The organism is Caballeronia sp. (assembly GCF_028292365.1).
Lineage (GTDB): Bacteria > Pseudomonadota > Gammaproteobacteria > Burkholderiales > Burkholderiaceae > Caballeronia.
In genome coordinates, this window is record NZ_JAQGMM010000486.1 from 1 (window position 1) to 15,885 (window position 15,885).

The window sequence follows — 15,885 nt, forward strand, 5'->3', positions numbered from 1 at the left end:
GCTGACAGCGAGGAAGCGCTCAAGCGGATTCAGGAAGATTTTCGCCGGGTGATTTTGGCGGAGAAGGCTGACGCCCAATTGCCATTCTGAGGGTGTTCGCACTGGGGGTTTGGCGGGGAGGTTCGGGGGCTGGTTGCTAGGGTCGAGGGTGGTGGTCGGAGTTGATGCCGGGTCGCTAGGTTCTTGCGTTAGCGGTAGTAGGCGCGAACGACCGCCATGGGGCAGAGAACCTGCCAGATAACGCGGAAAAGGAATGGCCGTTCCGCCGTGAAAGCTGCCGTTTGCCCGATGGGACGGCGAACGGCGGGGAGAGTCGCCTGCGGCCCTTCGCGACTAGCAGCAGCCGCGGATTCCGATTTCGTCGGTGCTCCCGCCTGTCGCTGGCAGCACGCGGGGTTTGCGAAGCGAGGTAGCGCGACCGCTTCCCGTCGGCGGACTGCAGTGTTGCCGTGGGCTACCGCCCGATGGGCCAAGTAACGTCGTCTAGCGCCGGTCGTGCTCGCTAAAGGGATGCGCCAGCCAATGCAGCAGATCGGCGCGCACGCTCACATCCTCATCCCCGTCGAACGATTCGATCAGCCCTTCGCGGCACGCGCGTAGGACGTCCCAACAGTCGAACTCGTACCCGTAGCCGCCCACGATGCAGTTGCTGTTCAACTCGCCGCCGTCCATCACCTCGGTCCGCACCTGAAACCCGCCCCAGTGCCCGTCATCGCGCAAGTCACTCGTCACCGCGTACCAGCCGACGCAGAGCGCCCCAAGCCTCGCACGCTCTTGCTGCGCAGCGTCGGACCAGTCGAATATCCGCCGCCAGTCGAGCGCCTGAAGCCGTCGCTTCACCTCGGCGCACGGTAACTGCATCGGCATTCGCTCGGCGTTAAGCGCAGGGCTGTTTGCGCCGGGAGGTACCCGCTTAACGGTTGTTCCCTGCGGCGGGATCAACGGAAGGCCCTCGGTGCGACAACGTCTCACCCGTTCATCCGACGCCTCGGCGTCAACCATCGAGCCCGCCATCACCAACATCCCGGCCTTCTTCCACTGGCTGATTGCGGCAGCGGTCACACCGAGCCTGCGCCCGTATCCGGCTTGGGAAAGCAGCAGCGTCATGGAGTGGACTTCCTTAATGCAAAGAGCTTTCAAATTTCGTGGCTGGCGGGAGATCGCCGCCGCGCAATTGCCCGCATCGAGATTTGGCCGGGAAGTACCTTTCATATTATGAATACGAGTCGGGGTAGACCCGGACTACCTCAAATCTCTAGAGGAAGACCTGGACGACCTACGGGTCAACCTGTCCGGGTCTACGCGGACGCGCCGGGGTCAACGATTACGGGACGTCCCTGCTTTCTTTCAATCTCGCGGCCCTATGCGGGTCGTCGCTTACGTACTGTCCCTATCATGTAAGGGACAGTACGTACGGATCGTCCCTACATGGCGCATCAATGTAAGGGTCAACCATTACATGCTTAAAAAATAGGCAGCTTTTCGCTTCCCTGGTAGCGCGTACCTGATCTAGTAGCACCTCGCATATGGCAAGGCATCGCGCGCCCTGGTAGCGCATCGCCTTGGTGATCGCGCGCCCTGGTAGCGCCTCTATATAGAAGGCATCGCCCAGGCATCCGCCCAGGCATCCGCCCAGGCATCCGCGCGCCCTGGTAGCGCGCCCCCTGGTAGCGCCTCGCTATATAGAGGGGCATCCGCCCAGGCATCGCGCGCCCTGGTATCGACTTCGATCCAAGCCCAGGAGGTCGGGGTGAACCCCGTCCGGGTTTTAAAACCCCCGAATACCCGAAATATCGCCTACTGTCCCGTCATGCCCAGCGGGAACACCCATCGGGTAAATAGAAGTGCCCAATACGCGCCTCAATTTCTCTCTCTCTTTTAAAAGGCTTTTCAATCATGGCAATCGCTCAAAAAAACGCAGCTAAGAAGGCACCCGCAGCAGCTAAGAAAGCAGCAGCGCCCGCAGTAAAGGCAGCAGCTAAGAAGGCAGCAGCGCCGATGCCCGCCGCCAAGAAAGCCGCTTTGCTTGGCGCTTTCACCCCGCCCGCCGCTAAGAAGGCAGTAGCAGCGCCCGCCGCGCCCGCCGCGAAAGAAGCGCGCGCCTCATACCATCGGGCCGCCGCCGATGATTCCGCGCTGGTGGAAATCATGAAAGGCATGCGCGAAGCATGCGAGCAAAAAAAGGTGCAAAAGCTCGTAAATGCGATTCGCGCCAAGGGGTTCGCGGTATCAATGGGCCGCGCCGAAAAGCTGATTCCGCTGGCGCTTGCTGGCGCGAAAGCCGCCGCCAAAAACGGGGGAAAGAGCACGGGCCGCTAATGCCGCGCATTGTGCTTTCCTTTCGCGCCTTTCGGGGCGCTTTTTTCTTCGCCCTACAGAAAGCGCCCAAGTAGCGCGCGCTTGCGCACCTTAGCGCGCCCTTTAACGAGCGCTAGCACGCCTCGGCGCGCCCTTAGCGCGCGTATATTCAGCCGGTCCCAAGCGGGCGGGGTCAACCCCGTCGGGGTTTAAAAACCCCCGCCTACCTGCGATATCGCCTAATGTTCAGTTACCCGAAGGGAGCACCCAACGGGAATACCCAAAAAACATAATCTACTAATCGGGGTTTTTTCCATGTCCAGCATTCCGTCCACCATCCGTATTGAATCGCCCTTTATTACCGGCATTGCTAAGGCGCTCAAAATTGCGGCCGAATCAACCACCGCACCGGCTCAAGTATCGAATCCTTTGCGCGCAAGCTTGCGCGATTCAGCGCCCGCCGCTCATATCATGTACCGCGATCGCACCATCCTGATCGGCGATACCCCGGATGCCTATTCGGTATCTTTCCCGGATTGCGCCACCGAGTACGGTACGCTTTCTGATCTAGAGGCAAGCATTGATATCTATCTTTCTTTCATGCCCTGCTAAGCCTTACCCGCACCAGCAGAGAAGCCCGCCATTGGCGGGCTTTTTGCTTTCTTGCATCCGCCCAGCATCGCCCTGGTAAGCGCCCAGGCAGCGCCCTGGTATCGCCCTCGCTAGCGCCCTCATAGCGCCCTCATAGCGCCCCAGGGGCTTCCCAATGCCAAGCGCCCATCCCCGCTATAACCGGTAGCAGCGAACCGCCTACAAGCCCTGTGCGCGCGTTCAAAGGGTAGCCGCCAATTGCGCGATATCCGGGAAGCGCCTAAAAAGAAGTATGGCCTTGGCAAATACGCGCACAGGGGAACCAGCACCAGCCGTTACCCGCACCCTCCACGACCCGCACGCGGACAACCCGGACGGGGTTGACGCGGACCAGGGTTGACCTGCACGCTCCGAGACCCGGAGGGAGTTGACTCCGACCCTCCAAGACCCGGACGGGGACGACCCGGACGAGGGATGACCCTAAAGCGTTGTATGCAGACGCCTACAACTCGAAACCACCCACCATCCAGCGCTGCCCATTGCAAAGTGAGTTATTTGCACTTGCATTCATGACGCCTGTACAAGTCCATCGGGCATCCCCGTCGGGGATACAATAAAGATTGCGCAATGCACCGAAAGGGCCAGCATGAAAGCAGAATCCCCCACCATTGAAGAAGTCCGCGAAGCGCGTACGCGCGCGGCTCTTACCATCGCTGACGCCGCTGCGGTGATTCATGCTGCATCGGGCAGTTGGGTCAAGTGGGAGCGCGGCGAGCGCCCTATGCATCCCGCCTTTTGGGAACTCTTTCTCCTCAAAACCGGGTTGCTAAAGCTACCCAAGCCACAGCCCAAAACACGAAAGCTCATCACCTTTGAATAGAGGCTTTTTTTCTACCGAGGTTAGGGGGGTAGGTTTCTACGACCCTTTCAAGTCCATCAAGGTACGGGGGTAGGTTGTCGCAACCGGCCCAAGTCCATCAAGCCTCGCCCTCAGCGGCATCGAACATCGACTCATCGACCTCAACCACGCCGCACGCTTCTACCGCGCGCCGGGCGTTACACTTCAGGAATACCAATACGTTCTGATGCGTCTAATCGCCTCTCATCAGATTGGCGGTAATCGCTGCGCCGACATTCAGATCGACGGCCCCCGCATTGCGCGTACGGCCGCCGCTGTCACCGCGAACCTCATAAGGCTGGCGTAACGCCTGCTCGAAACTCTGCTTCATCGGTGGCGGCGGCGTGGGTTGCGGCAACGGCGGTGCGGCGCGGTCGCCGGGGAAGTTGGAGCCCTTGATGACGTACGGCTTCGGCCTCGCGTCCAACGGCACATAAGGCCGATGCGTACGCACGGCGGTCTGTGCCTTCTGAACAACCTTCAAGCGCTCGACCACGGCGTGCTCGGTCATGTCGTTTTGGTCGGCGGCCAGCAAATCGTGTCCTTGCGGTCCAGTCGCGAATGCCATGAGTCCAACCGGGTCGTAAAGCTGAATCGTGTTCAAAAAATCGCCCAAAAAACTGCCAAACCCAACGGTCGAAAGCGCACGCGCTTTTGTGATGACGGCCTGCAATGGCGGCAACGCGGCTCGAAGCTCGACGCTGACCTGCGCCTGAAATTTATAGCCGTCCATATTCGACTCCCGATTCAATTCGGACCCGGCGTCGACGACTTCGGCGTCAATCGCGGCCGCCCGGTTTTCCAATGAAGCCAGTTTTCCGCGCGCAAGTTCCAGGTCCTGCATGAGCAAGTTAAGCGCGGCGCGACACTTGTCGAAGTCCTGAAGCTGCGGGACTTCGTTTTCGGAGTTGCATGCGAGCGCCGCCTCGGCTTGCAAGTCGTTCAATTCGCCGCGCTGGCGATTGACGGCAGCTTCGAGCACCGCGATCTCGTGTGGCACTGCATTGACCGCGCTGTCGAGTTTTGCGCGCCGCTCCAATGCGACATTCAGCCGCTCGATAGCGGCCAGGGTCTCGGCGCTCGGTGCGTATGAATACTCGACCTCAGGCTCGGCGAGTTCAATCTTCGTGGGTTTCATTTCGGCTTCTCCCTGTGGGTTACTTGCGGCGCGTCGCGCCGACCTTTTCAAAAGCGCGATCCCAAGACTCAGCGCTCGCGGCCTGCGCGGCGGAGACGGGCGGGCGCGGCGAATCGGTGGCGGTCGTCGGCGAATGGGTGCCACCACGTGCGCGCTCGAAGGCGCGCTCCCAGCTTTTGCCGTACAGCCGTTCGCCGGCAATTGCTTGCACGGCTACGATTTCGGCTGGCGACAGGTGAGCCAGATAGGCAAAATCGTGTTTCATGATGTGTCTTCCTTTTCGTGACTAGCGTTTGCGCGCGGGCGGCTTGCCGTGGCGGGCAAGTAATTGATCGAGCAAGGCCGGTCCGCCGGGTATGCCTCGATCAGCAAGACGCGCTCGCTCGTGACGGCGGCCCGCGCCTGCCTGCAGCGATGGTGGACTGACGCTGACGCATCCGGCGTGCAGGCGGGCCTTGATTCTGGATTTGCGGCGGCTCATTTCGAGCTTCCCCTGCTTCTTTGATGCCAGCAGACCGGCCTGTAACGCGTTAGCGCGCAAACGTGAAGCGGCCGCTCTCGGTCTTCCTCACGATGAGCGGTATGCGCCGCAACAGATCGGCGATCATGATCTTGTGCTGGCTGGCGATATCCATTCGCCGATTATGCGCTCGGTGTTGTCGTTGATGATATTTTTTGCAACGAACGTTGCACCCGCGATGACCGCTCAGGCACGTCGGCCATGTGGGCGTAGCAAGTGTCTTTGAGGATGTAAGTAAGGCAGGTACCATTAACGACACCCGGCGCGTAGAAGCTGCGAGCCGGGCGTTTTCATTCGTGGATCGCGCCTCGCAAATCCGAACATCGGCGCGTCAATCGCAGCGAGTCGCGAAGGACAGCAGGCGACCCTGAACCGCCCTTCGACCGCATCCAAAGCGGCCCTTTAGGAAAGTCGACAAGCTATTGAACTAAAGAAAGCGTGTTATCGGCCGTTAATACAGTCTTCGACCAACCGCAGTTCAAGACGGACCGTTCAACCCACGGCAGCCCCCAATGAAGAACAAGAGTTTGGCCTGTGTTCTCGGACTCGCGTGCATGTTGCTCATAGGATGCCTAACAACTGTCCCTAAAATTGACGCACAGCCGAAAAAGGCGGGGCGCGCATTGAATATGCAATCACGCGGCCATAAAGAAGACCTGCCCGAATTCGGGTAATTTGATGTACGGGGGATTTATGAATCTCAATCAGACGGATGCAGACGGACAACCGTCGATCCGCGCTTATAGGTCGGAGGCGGTTGCAGAGCGCAAGATCGACGAGTTGATAGGCATCATCAAAGGCGTGCTGGCTGATGGTAATGTCAGCCAGGGCGAAGCTGAATTCCTGCTGCAATGGATGAACTCTAATCGTGACGTTGCGGCGGTTTGGCCGGCGAGCGTACTTTACCCTCGGATCAGGTCTGCCCTTGCCGATGGGGTGCTGGACTCTGACGAGGAAAGGGAGTTACTCGACCTCCTTCTAGCCACGGTCGGCGGCAATACGGCCCCGCAGAACGGCGAGTCATCTGATGCGATCACTCTACCCCTAACACAACCAGCGCCCGGAATCGTATTCGTCGCGCGCTCGTTTTGCTTCACTGGAAAGTTTTACGCTGGCCCCCGTGACTGGTGCCACCAGCAAGTCATATTGCGTGGCGGCTTTCCCGCTGAAGGCATTACGAAGAAGTTGCACTACCTGGTGATTGGTGAGATCGGCTCGCGGGACTGGCTGCACTCGACCCATGGCCTGAAGATTCAGAAAGCCACTTCCTATGCGGCTGGCGGCGCTCCGCTCGCGATAGTTGGTGAGGAGCATTGGATGAAGTATCTAAATTATCACTCGGAGTGAAAGGTTAGCGCGGACTGCTATGCGCGAAGCGACAATTAGCAATTAACATCTGCGATGCGCGGATAATCTACGGGGTATCAAAGATATGGCGCATCAACCATTTCTAGGAATTGACTTCACTGACCAGCGCGGAGGCATATCAGGGTTTGCACACGGCTGGTTCTTTTGGGTTCACCAAGGATTCAAGAGCGCCTTAGACATCGCTTATGCGGAGCGCATTGACGAAAAGAAGACGTCGGTCATGCGCGACAAGCGCGCGCAGCGACTGGGGTACGGGTCGCTTGTGGAGTATCGCAAAAGCCTTAAGGAACAAGGCATCCTGACTAGAGATGATGAGGAATATCAGGCCATCGTAAAACACGCCGTGCGCGACTCCATTGAAGCACAGCGGATGCCACCACTCTATTCATTCCGCAACACAGATGGACTGGAAAGCCAATGTGGGCGGTGGTATGTCCAGGTATCCCAGTCAACTCCAGATAAACTGTCGGGCACCGGCAAGAATAGGCGTATCACCTCTGGGTCTGTTGGGTTTCAGTTATTCGGGCGCAGCACCCCGCCGGGTGCGCCCGTGTTGTGGGAACCATCGGGCTGGCACGCATGCAGTCAGGCCGAATTTGCAGCTCTACTTCAGCACGGCACTTGCGCCGCATTGCAACTTGTCGCGCCGATCGAGGAATGCACCCCTGTCACATCCGAACAAATGAATCAAGCCGACCTATTCGGATAGTACGCACAGCAGCGGCGCGATCGTGACACCTGTGCCACACGGCGCTGATACCGAATCAGCCCACGCAAATCTAGTGGCGGCAGGCTATTTGGAGATTGGAGGCACATTTGGGAGCGATTGCCCTAATCTGGTCTGCTACACAATCGCTACAGCAAGGTGGAGGACGTAGACAGGGCAGGGCTGGAGGATCTCATTCCACCCCCTGACTATCGCCGCCCGAGTAGACCCGGCAAAGTCACTTTGAACGGCTCAGCTCGACCCTCAACGGCCGGTCACGCTGCGCGTTCTCACTGGCAGAAAACTGACCGGTCCGTACGTTCAAGCGGCATTTCCGGGAACAACTATTCGACTTAGCCGCCGCTGGCCGGTCGCCACACCGACGGCGGCTTAAGCCAACAAGGTGCTGGCACCTCCGTCGTCATGGTGTTTCGCGTCCGCGGTCCGCGTGGGGAGTCCGCTGGTTTGCGAGGAGAAAAGTTGAGCACGCTTGGTGAGGAACTGGAAGCCTGGTACCTCATCGATCGTGAACAAGAAAACGGTCGTAATGCCTCAGAAAGAATGCTCACGCTCACAACAACCCGTCGAGTTGAGGCGGAACGGTCGGTATCGGGGCAGCGCGGTTAAAGTCACCGGAAGCGAAATCAAAGAGGCCCCTCGTTGGCGGGGCCTTGAGCCTCGAAATCACCGTGTTTCCGTTAGTACGTCACAGAAGCCCCACTGCCAGTAAAACTGTGCTGGGTAGGAGCGTCAGATGCACAGTCGCCAACGGCCTGGATGATGTTCACGATCTGCTGCGGCAACCTGCCGCCGCTGACGGCGGTCATTGCAGTACGATCCATCTCAACGGCTACGGGAAGGTCTTTGATTAACAGCGTGTTCATGTCGATTCTCCAAGGTAAATTAGTCAGTCAGGAATGTCAGAGCTTGTTTTGAGGGTGTCGCCACTCCTCGATAAGGATCAATGCAAAGTGCATGCCAAACGGTGGCGCCGCGCGGTACGCCATCACACAACTAGTTGAAAATATTGGATTTTTAATGGTGACCAGTGCGAATTGGCAGACAGACGTGCGCGCTGCGGCCGGTGGGTCGGATCCAACTCTCCGTCTGGCGCTGTTGGTTAGATCACGACACATGCGGTCCGGCTACGTATCCCGTGTTTGTACGATGTCCTCGAGGCTTGGAATCCGATCGAGGCCCGATGACAATGAGTCTGTCGCGGACAGGCTCGCTTTCCTGCTGGACTGCTATGGCCACCAAGCTGCTGTGGCCTACGATGGCGAAACTGCGCTCAGGCTCCTTTCGTATCGGCGTTATCGAAATACGAAAACCTGCCCGACATAAAAGGCAGTGCTGTCCCACGGTCGCTGAGGGAAACGACGATTTGCTCCGCGGCTTTCCTTGTTTCAATGATGGGAGACGCTGTCAGTCAGGGAGACATTGCCCGGCTCTTCGATGTCTATTTGCAGAAGCCGTTCTCCTGCGAGGCACTCATGCAGGTCATCGAAGACGCTTGCTGCAGCAGCGACGCGAATACTCGCCAAGCCGCCTAGACCAACTGTTGTCGACGGAAGCGCACACAACCCATAGTCGGAGGTTCAACGACAAGCCTCTTCCGGGTCACGGAGCAAAGCGAGCGGCAGCTTTCAGCGTGAATGCGACTTTTGAATGTCTGGCCGAGTCAGCGGGCGACCGGCTGAACATGGCCGAACCCAGCCCGACGCAGACCACAATAGATTGCTGATCGCAGCGGGCTTGCGAAAGGCATAAACCGACCCAGAACGGGCTGACGTGTCATCGTGGCGAATGTCCGCTGTCCGGTTGGATGGCCGCGCTGGTATTTACGAGAAGTTAATCAGTCATCTGTTCCTAGGTCGATGGTGATGGTGATGGTTATTGCGGCGGTTAGAGCATAGGAATAGCAAGAGACGGCGGATTGTATAGACCGCAATAGACAGGGATGCCGTGCTGCGCAATATACTCCACGTTTCCTCACTTTCTGCGGGAACGACGCCGTGACTGAAACTCGTGAAATGCGGTTGGAATCGTGGGACAGATTTGGGACGCCCAACTTGGATATCGAGTACGGATTGCTTGGGCAGTCTCACGTCTTCCCTTACAGGGGAGCGACCATCCGTGTTTCGCTTCCGGGACTCGACCGCATGGGTGATGAGAGCATCGGCGCTGGCTACGTGCACTCATGGAGAACAGAGGATGAAAACCGCATCCCCCAAGCTGCCTTTGTTTTCGAGGTCGACGTCTGTGTTCAACGCGGACACTGCATGACGTTACCAGTCGAGGTCTTGAATCGCCACCCAAACGCCATCGACCTCATCGAAGCGGGCGATCAGACGAGGCTAAACGCGTTCGTGGCAGAAGCCAACAGTATCGCTAGCAATGCCTTTGAATACTGGCTTTCGATCATGCGATGGGAGTCCGGTGACTATCAGATCGGCAGACCAGGCCGGCCCGACGCGAGCAAGTGGAGTACGTACCTGCGTGAATGTGAATCGCTGACTCGCGTGTGGAGCGGACCGCACACCATAGCGGTGTACAGATCGGATGCGGTAACAAAGGACATGTGGCAAGCCGTTCAGGCTGCGCTCGAAAGGTCTTTCGAGGTCCCGATTCACTTGAAGTTCTTCGACGACGCACAGGAATCCTGCGGTCGATATGAATTCCGCCGCTCGATTTTGGAGTTGGCAATAGCCTGTGAAGTTTTTATGCGCACGCCGGTTTTGCAGAAGCTGCCTTCGGAGCTTAATCCCGATGTGCGCATGCTGGTTGAGGAGGTGAACGCAAACCAGTTAAGGCAAAAATTCTACCCTCGCCTCTTGACCGGGGACGCCGCGAAAAAATTCAAGGCGCTCAACGAGAAAGACCTGAAGTCGTTGTTTGATGCGCGAAACAAGATCATGCACATGGCACAGGAAGACCGAGCCACTGAAGAGAACTGTGTGCGATTCATCAAGGCAGCAGCCGTTTTGTTTGAAATCGGTGGGACGCTGGTCTAGCGAACGTAGGTCCGGAAGTCTTTTGGCAGAGCTAGGCGAGGGGTAGATGGGCGCTTGCGAGGCAATCGAAGGACAAGTCACTGCGCGCGATGGCCGACCGCGTTCAGGGTCGTGCAATCCGCCGCTGCGGTGAACTGCTGAAGTACTTTTAAAAGTAAGGTAATCGCACGGACCTTGAACTTCGGGAGGGTGCCCTCCCGAAGTCGAAGACGACCGCTGCCGACGAGGGGCTGACCGAACGGGTACACCGACGGCTCATCGAACTCGACGAAGCGCCGACTAGCGAAGCTCCACACGCGACAGTTGTTGGCATTTGATGCAGAACAGTTCCCACATGGCCGGGTGCATATGGCGGTCTCCGGCTTCCCACTTCTGCCATGTGCGGCAGGTGGTATGTAGCAGCGCTCCTGCTGCGGTCTGCGTCAGTCCCGCCGCTTGGCGCGCGGCGCGAATATCCTCGGGTACGGGTGGTTCGATCGACATGATTTTTGCTCGTTAGCGCAGCGCATGGATTAGCCCGACCTCTAGCGCGACCTGCGCGAGCGCGAATGCGAGCATGTACCACACGAGTTGCGCTTTGAGTTGTGACACTTCTAGTTTCATCTCAGTACGAAGCAAAGCGATGTCTTGCTTGAGTTCGCCGCGTAAATCCACAATGTCTTGCTTGGTAGCAGCGCGCAAATCCTGCGCTGCGATCCAGCCGGACATAACCGATAGCTGCGCTTCTGCCGCACCGGGCGTGACGCCGCTTTCGGTCAATCGCTTGTAGCACGAGTGCGTATCGAATGTTGCTGTAGACATGAGTGCCCCCTTTAAGGATGAATGAAAAGACCGGCCAGAATCAGCACGAAGGCGATGCGGATGATTAAGCCGAGAATGCGACCGAATATGCCACCGCCGAAAAGCGCGAGCGCGCAAAGCAGCAACAGAAAAATATGCATGTGGTCCCCTCTTGTTATCTTATATTAAGTACGCCCGCTGGGCGCATTACTATATTACGCCCAATGGGCGTATGGCGCGGTCAGGGTAATCGCGGATACGGCGCGCGGCCAAAAATATCTGGATGCCGCTACCAGGGCGGAAAGGGCGCGGGGGCTCAAATCGCCCTGGGCGGGCTTCGCGGGGCGCGGCATGGGGGATAATCAGGGGCAAGGCAGGCGGCGGCGCTACCAGGGCGCGAGCGCGGCGCTTCTCGGGGCGGCTCGCCAAGCGGGCGTAGTTAAATTTTCGCTACAAATTATGCCGGGGGAAAAACTGGGGGTAGCCGATGGTATTTTTAGCGTAAATCCCGCCCAGCAAGGATTCTAGGCCTATTCTTACCTTTCGCTTTGGACAAAGAAATGACGCGCCGCCACGCGCAGTGGCTAATAGCGATAAAGAGAATAGCCAACTTAAGCAGACCACTAACACCGAAAGCAGCAACCCGGCAATCACTCAGAACCGCTAACCTTAGAACCTAGCAACCCGGCAAAGACCCAGACCGCTAACCTTAGGACCTAGCAACCCGGCAAAGACCCAGACCGCTAACCCCAAAAATCCAACGCCAACCCCGTCCAAGCGAGCGCGCGAGCGCCCCCCGACCAGCGTAAAAACCACCCCAATCCCAAGCGCCAGCGGTAAACTCCGCCCCATCTCAAAATTGTCCACGCGTCGTCCAATCCGACGGCGCCCACCGTGTCCAGCGTGCAAAAGATCTTGATTGTCCGGGTGTCGTCCCTAGGCGACGTCGTCCATAACATGCCGGCTATCGCCGATATCCGTCGTCTCCACCCCGATGCCCAGATCGACTGGCTAGTCGAAGAGAGCTTCGCGGATCTCGTTGAACTCGTCGACGGCGTGCGCCGCGCCATCCCGTTCTCGCTGCGGCGCTGGCGCAAACGCCTCTTTTCACTCGATAACTGGCGCGAAATCCAACGCTTCCGTCGCGCCTTGGCCGCTGAAAAATATGACCTGGTTATCGACTGTCAGGGGCTCATCAAAACCGCATGGGTCGCAAGCTGGGCACGCGGCAAGCTGGTCGGGCTCGGCAACCGCACCGACGGCGCCGGCTACGAATGGCCTGTCCGCTTCTTCTACAACAAGCGCGTGCCTATCGAACCACGCACGCACGTAGTCGAACGCACCCGGCAACTGGTAGCAGCCGCGCTGGGCGACCCGCGCCCGGAACCTACCGATGCGATCGAATTTGGCATCGATACCCGCCGCGCCGCGCTGGCGTTGTCGGAGGCAGGGCTGAACCTGCCCGTGCCGTACGTGGTATTCGTCCACGCCACGTCCCGCGCCGATAAACAATGGCCCGAAACCGCATGGATCGAACTCGGCCAGTCGCTGATCCGGCGCGGCGTATCCATCGTGCTTCCGTGGGGCAGCGAGACCGAGCGCGAAACGAGCGACAAACTGGCGAAAGAATTCGGCGCAGCAGCGGTCGTGCCGCCGAAACTCTCGCTGCCAGCAGTAGTCGGCCTGATCGACGGCGCGGCAGCAACGGTAGGCGTGGACACGGGGCTCGTGCACATCGCGGCGGCGCTTAAGCGACCGACCATCGAGTTGTACAATTTCTCGACCGCCTGGCGCACCGGCGGATACTGGTCGCCGCGCGTGGTGAATCTGGGTAGCGCAAACCAGCACCCGACGTTGCAGCAAGTCAAAGCGATCCTCGCAAGCTTCGGGCTGCTTTGATGCATGAGGGCAGTAGCGGTATTGGATAGGGTGGGAGGCGGTGCGGTGAGGAAGCGGCTTCCGTGAAGGATGGGTTTTCAGTCGCCGGGATAAACCGGCGGCGCGTTTGACGAAGCCTCAAGCGAAACCCGGCGGTTTGAGGTCCAGCTTGAGGCTCATCAACTGCCAGCCTTTCACCCGGCGTGTTTTGCGGTCGGTTTGAGCGAAAATGCAACGCGTTCGCCGGGCGCGGCGTTTCCTCGATGCGTCGATCGAAGCCAATCGAGGTTGATTGAAGCCAATCGAAGCCGATTGCAGCCGATTGACGATAAATCGAGCCCGCTCACTCGCTCATCCAAACAAATCGAAGGCACATGACTGAATCTCAAATTATTGAAGTTGCCCGCGCCGACTGGCAGGGCCAACAGCTTTCCGTGCCGCGCGAGGCGCTGCTGGCCGGCGTCGAACGCGGCAAGGTCCTGTATTTCCCGCATCTGCCGTTTGCCATAGACGGCGGCGAACGGGCGCTGCTGGACCCGAAGGTGGCTGACCCGGAGCGCAAGAACATCAGCCTCGCGCCCAACGGCGGCCCGCTCGTGGGCGTACTCGGCGACGCTGTCACGCAATCGGCCGTACGGGCGTTGATCGCGCGCTATCAGGCGAACGCGCGCTCGCTGGTCGACGGGCTGTTCCCCGAATATCGCGGCAAATTACGGGTCGCGCCGACCAGCCTGCGGCTGCATCGCGTGGAAACGCGTGAGACGTCGTGGCGCAAGGACGACAGCCGCCTTCACGTCGATGCGTTTCCGTCGCGGCCGAATTATGGCGAGCGCATCCTGCGCGTGTTCACCAACGTCAACCCGGATGGCGCGCCGCGGGTGTGGCGCGTTGGCGAGCCGTTTGAGGACATGGCAAAACGCTTCCTGCCAGCAATCCAAGCCCCGGTTCCCGGCGCGGCGTGGCTCATGAACCTTCTGCATATCACCAAGACGCCGCGCAGCGAATACGACCACCTGATGCTCAATTTGCACGATGCAATGAAGGCCGATCTCGACTATCAAGCGAAATCGCCGCAGCAGGAAATGCCGTTTCCACCCGGTTGCGTGTGGGTGTGTTTCTCCGATCAGACCTCGCACGCCGTCATGTCCGGCCAGTACATGCTCGAGCAAACCTTCTTCCTCCCCGTCAGCGCCATGGCCCAGCCCGACTGCGCGCCGCTCGGCATCCTGCAGCGCCTGAAAGGCAGGGCGCTGGTTTGAGCGCCGCAGGCGGTTGGAAGAAGGTGCCAGGCTCGGGACTGCACGTGCACGGTGAGCGATCGTCGCCGGCCGGCCGCGAGGGCGCTCGATGCTGAGGCTCGTGTATCGCGCGTTATGGTGGCTCGTCGCGCCGCTCGCCGTGCTGCGGCTGCTGATCCGCTCGCGGCGGGAGCGTGGGTATCGCGAGCATATTGGTGAACGGTTTGGTTTTGGTCCCGCTCGCCGTGCCGATGACCTCGCGCCGTTGATCTGGGTGCATGCGGTGTCCGTAGGCGAGACGCGGGCAGCTCAGCCGCTGATCGAAGCGTTGCAGCAAGCCCATCCCGATGCTCGCATCCTGCTCACACACATGACGCCAAGCGGCCGCGCGACCGGTGTGGAGCTATACGGTGATCGTATATCGCGCAGCTATCTTCCCTACGATTCGCCGTCGCTCGTGCGGCGGTTCCTGCGCGCGTGGCGGCCGTCGCTGGGCATCGTGATGGAAACGGAAGTGTGGCCGACGCTTATCGACGAATGCAAACGGGCCGATATTCCGCTGGTGCTGACCAACGCGCGGATGTCGGCGCGCTCGTTCAAGCGCGCGGCGAAGTTCGGCCAGGCAACGCGCGAAGTGTTCGGCGGTTTTACGCGCGTGCTGGCGCAAACGCAGTCCGACGCGGACCGCCTGAGCGCGCTGGGTGCACGCAATGTCGCGGTCCTCGGCAACCTGAAGTTCGATATGGCCGCGCCGCCCGAACTCTACGCGCGTGGCCATGCGTGGCGCGCAGCGATCGGGGATCGCCCGGTTTGGGTCGCGGCGAGCACGCGTGAGGGCGAGGAAGCGCTGGTGTTGCAGGCGTTCACGGCCTTGCGGACCCGCTTGCCAGAGGCGTTGCTGATCCTCGTGCCGCGCCATCCGCAGCGGTTCGATGAAGTGGCCGTGTTGATCGATGCCGCCGCGCAGTCCTGTGTACGGCGTTCCGCGTGGGCGGGAAGGGCGGCGGCAGCGGGATCGGGAGTCGATGCCGCGCCGGTTTTGCCCGCGGACGTGAACGTGCTGCTCGGCGATTCGATGGGAGAGCTGAGCGCGTATTACGCGGCGTCGGACCTGGCGTTTATTGGCGGAAGTTTGTTGCCGCTGGGCGGGCAGAACTTGATCGAGGCGTGTGCAGCGGGCGTTCCGGTGCTGATTGGTCCGCACACCTTCAACTTTACGCAAGCGACGAATGATGCGATCGCGGAAGGCGCGGCGTTGCGCGTGAGCGATCCGGCGGCGTTGGCGCGTGGCCTGAGAGAACTTTTCTCCGATAAACCCCGCCGGCTCGCCATGAGCGCAGCGGCGTCGGCGTTCGCGGCGAAGCATCGCGGGGCGACGCAGAGGACGGTGGCGGTGCTGGGGGCGTTGTTGCGCACGCAAACAGAGGAGCAATGATCCAGGTGGTAAGCGCGAACC

Annotated in this window: 16 protein-coding genes; 9 read left to right on the top strand and 7 right to left on the bottom strand. The window is 59.6% G+C overall.

What is annotated here, in order from left to right; genetic code table 11:
- Positions 1 to 483: 483 nt before the first annotated feature.
- Entirely contained in the window at positions 484 to 1,107 is a 624-nt protein-coding gene (locus JWR14_RS28180; protein ID WP_299715468.1) for a hypothetical protein, read from the bottom strand.
- Between the two features lie 789 nt (positions 1,108 to 1,896).
- Here JWR14_RS28180 and JWR14_RS28185 point away from each other — a divergent pair.
- From JWR14_RS28185 to JWR14_RS28195, 3 genes are all read left to right on the top strand, one after another.
- Entirely contained in the window at positions 1,897 to 2,319 is a 423-nt protein-coding gene (locus JWR14_RS28185) for a hypothetical protein (RefSeq protein ID WP_299715471.1), read from the top strand.
- Between the two features lie 294 nt (positions 2,320 to 2,613).
- On the top strand, positions 2,614 to 2,910 hold the full coding sequence (locus JWR14_RS28190; RefSeq protein WP_299715474.1) for a hypothetical protein: 297 nt from the start codon (positions 2,614 to 2,616) through the stop codon (positions 2,908 to 2,910).
- A 625-nt stretch (positions 2,911 to 3,535) separates the two neighbouring features.
- On the top strand, positions 3,536 to 3,769 hold the full coding sequence (locus JWR14_RS28195; RefSeq protein WP_299715479.1) for an XRE family transcriptional regulator: 234 nt from the start codon (positions 3,536 to 3,538) through the stop codon (positions 3,767 to 3,769).
- Positions 3,770 to 3,980: 211 nt separating this feature from the next.
- Here the strand turns inward: JWR14_RS28195 and JWR14_RS28200 are convergent, their stop codons facing one another.
- Together JWR14_RS28200 and JWR14_RS28205 are read right to left on the bottom strand one after the other, a co-directional pair.
- Positions 3,981 to 4,925 (bottom strand): hypothetical protein, encoded by a 945-nt coding sequence (locus JWR14_RS28200; RefSeq protein ID WP_299715482.1) that lies wholly within the window; start codon positions 4,923 to 4,925, stop codon positions 3,981 to 3,983.
- Positions 4,926 to 4,944: 19 nt separating this feature from the next.
- Complete coding sequence (locus JWR14_RS28205; RefSeq protein WP_299715485.1) at positions 4,945 to 5,190, bottom strand: hypothetical protein; 246 nt, start codon at positions 5,188 to 5,190, stop codon at positions 4,945 to 4,947.
- Between the two features lie 948 nt (positions 5,191 to 6,138).
- Between JWR14_RS28205 and JWR14_RS28210 the strand changes: the two genes are divergently transcribed.
- Together JWR14_RS28210 and JWR14_RS28215 are read left to right on the top strand one after the other, a co-directional pair.
- On the top strand, positions 6,139 to 6,792 hold the full coding sequence (locus JWR14_RS28210; protein ID WP_299715488.1) for a BRCT domain-containing protein: 654 nt from the start codon (positions 6,139 to 6,141) through the stop codon (positions 6,790 to 6,792).
- A gap of 85 nt (positions 6,793 to 6,877) precedes the next feature.
- Positions 6,878 to 7,522, top strand: coding sequence for a hypothetical protein (locus JWR14_RS28215; protein ID WP_299715491.1), 645 nt, complete (start codon positions 6,878 to 6,880; stop codon positions 7,520 to 7,522).
- Between the two features lie 695 nt (positions 7,523 to 8,217).
- Here JWR14_RS28215 and JWR14_RS28220 read toward each other — a convergent pair.
- Complete coding sequence (locus JWR14_RS28220) at positions 8,218 to 8,403, bottom strand: hypothetical protein (protein ID WP_299715494.1); 186 nt, start codon at positions 8,401 to 8,403, stop codon at positions 8,218 to 8,220.
- Between the two features lie 1,131 nt (positions 8,404 to 9,534).
- Here JWR14_RS28220 and JWR14_RS28225 point away from each other — a divergent pair.
- Positions 9,535 to 10,533: a hypothetical protein gene (locus tag JWR14_RS28225; protein WP_299715497.1), complete on the top strand. Its 999-nt coding sequence runs from the start codon at positions 9,535 to 9,537 to the stop codon at positions 10,531 to 10,533.
- Between the two features lie 279 nt (positions 10,534 to 10,812).
- Here the strand turns inward: JWR14_RS28225 and JWR14_RS28230 are convergent, their stop codons facing one another.
- The 3 genes from JWR14_RS28230 to JWR14_RS28240 are packed head-to-tail and all read right to left on the bottom strand — an operon-like array spanning position 10,813 to position 11,474.
- Entirely contained in the window at positions 10,813 to 11,016 is a 204-nt protein-coding gene (locus tag JWR14_RS28230; protein WP_299715500.1) for a helix-turn-helix domain-containing protein, read from the bottom strand.
- Positions 11,017 to 11,028: 12 nt separating this feature from the next.
- Entirely contained in the window at positions 11,029 to 11,334 is a 306-nt protein-coding gene (locus tag JWR14_RS28235) for a hypothetical protein (protein WP_299715503.1), read from the bottom strand.
- A gap of 11 nt (positions 11,335 to 11,345) precedes the next feature.
- Positions 11,346 to 11,474 carry a hypothetical protein gene (locus tag JWR14_RS28240; protein ID WP_257026275.1) on the bottom strand — a complete coding sequence of 43 codons (129 nt, stop codon included), beginning with the start codon at positions 11,472 to 11,474 and terminating at the stop codon, positions 11,346 to 11,348.
- 742 nt (positions 11,475 to 12,216) lie between these two features.
- Here JWR14_RS28240 and waaC point away from each other — a divergent pair.
- From waaC to waaA, 3 genes are all read left to right on the top strand, one after another.
- Positions 12,217 to 13,212 (top strand): lipopolysaccharide heptosyltransferase I, encoded by a 996-nt coding sequence (gene waaC, locus JWR14_RS28245; protein ID WP_299715517.1) that lies wholly within the window; start codon positions 12,217 to 12,219, stop codon positions 13,210 to 13,212.
- A 353-nt stretch (positions 13,213 to 13,565) separates the two neighbouring features.
- The gene (locus JWR14_RS28250; protein ID WP_299715511.1) at positions 13,566 to 14,450 is read left to right on the top strand and encodes a Kdo hydroxylase family protein; all 885 of its coding nucleotides are present in this window, start codon (positions 13,566 to 13,568) and stop codon (positions 14,448 to 14,450) included.
- An 88-nt stretch (positions 14,451 to 14,538) separates the two neighbouring features.
- The gene (waaA, locus tag JWR14_RS28255) at positions 14,539 to 15,864 is read left to right on the top strand and encodes a lipid IV(A) 3-deoxy-D-manno-octulosonic acid transferase (protein ID WP_299715514.1); all 1,326 of its coding nucleotides are present in this window, start codon (positions 14,539 to 14,541) and stop codon (positions 15,862 to 15,864) included.
- Positions 15,865 to 15,885: the final 21 nt, after the last annotated feature.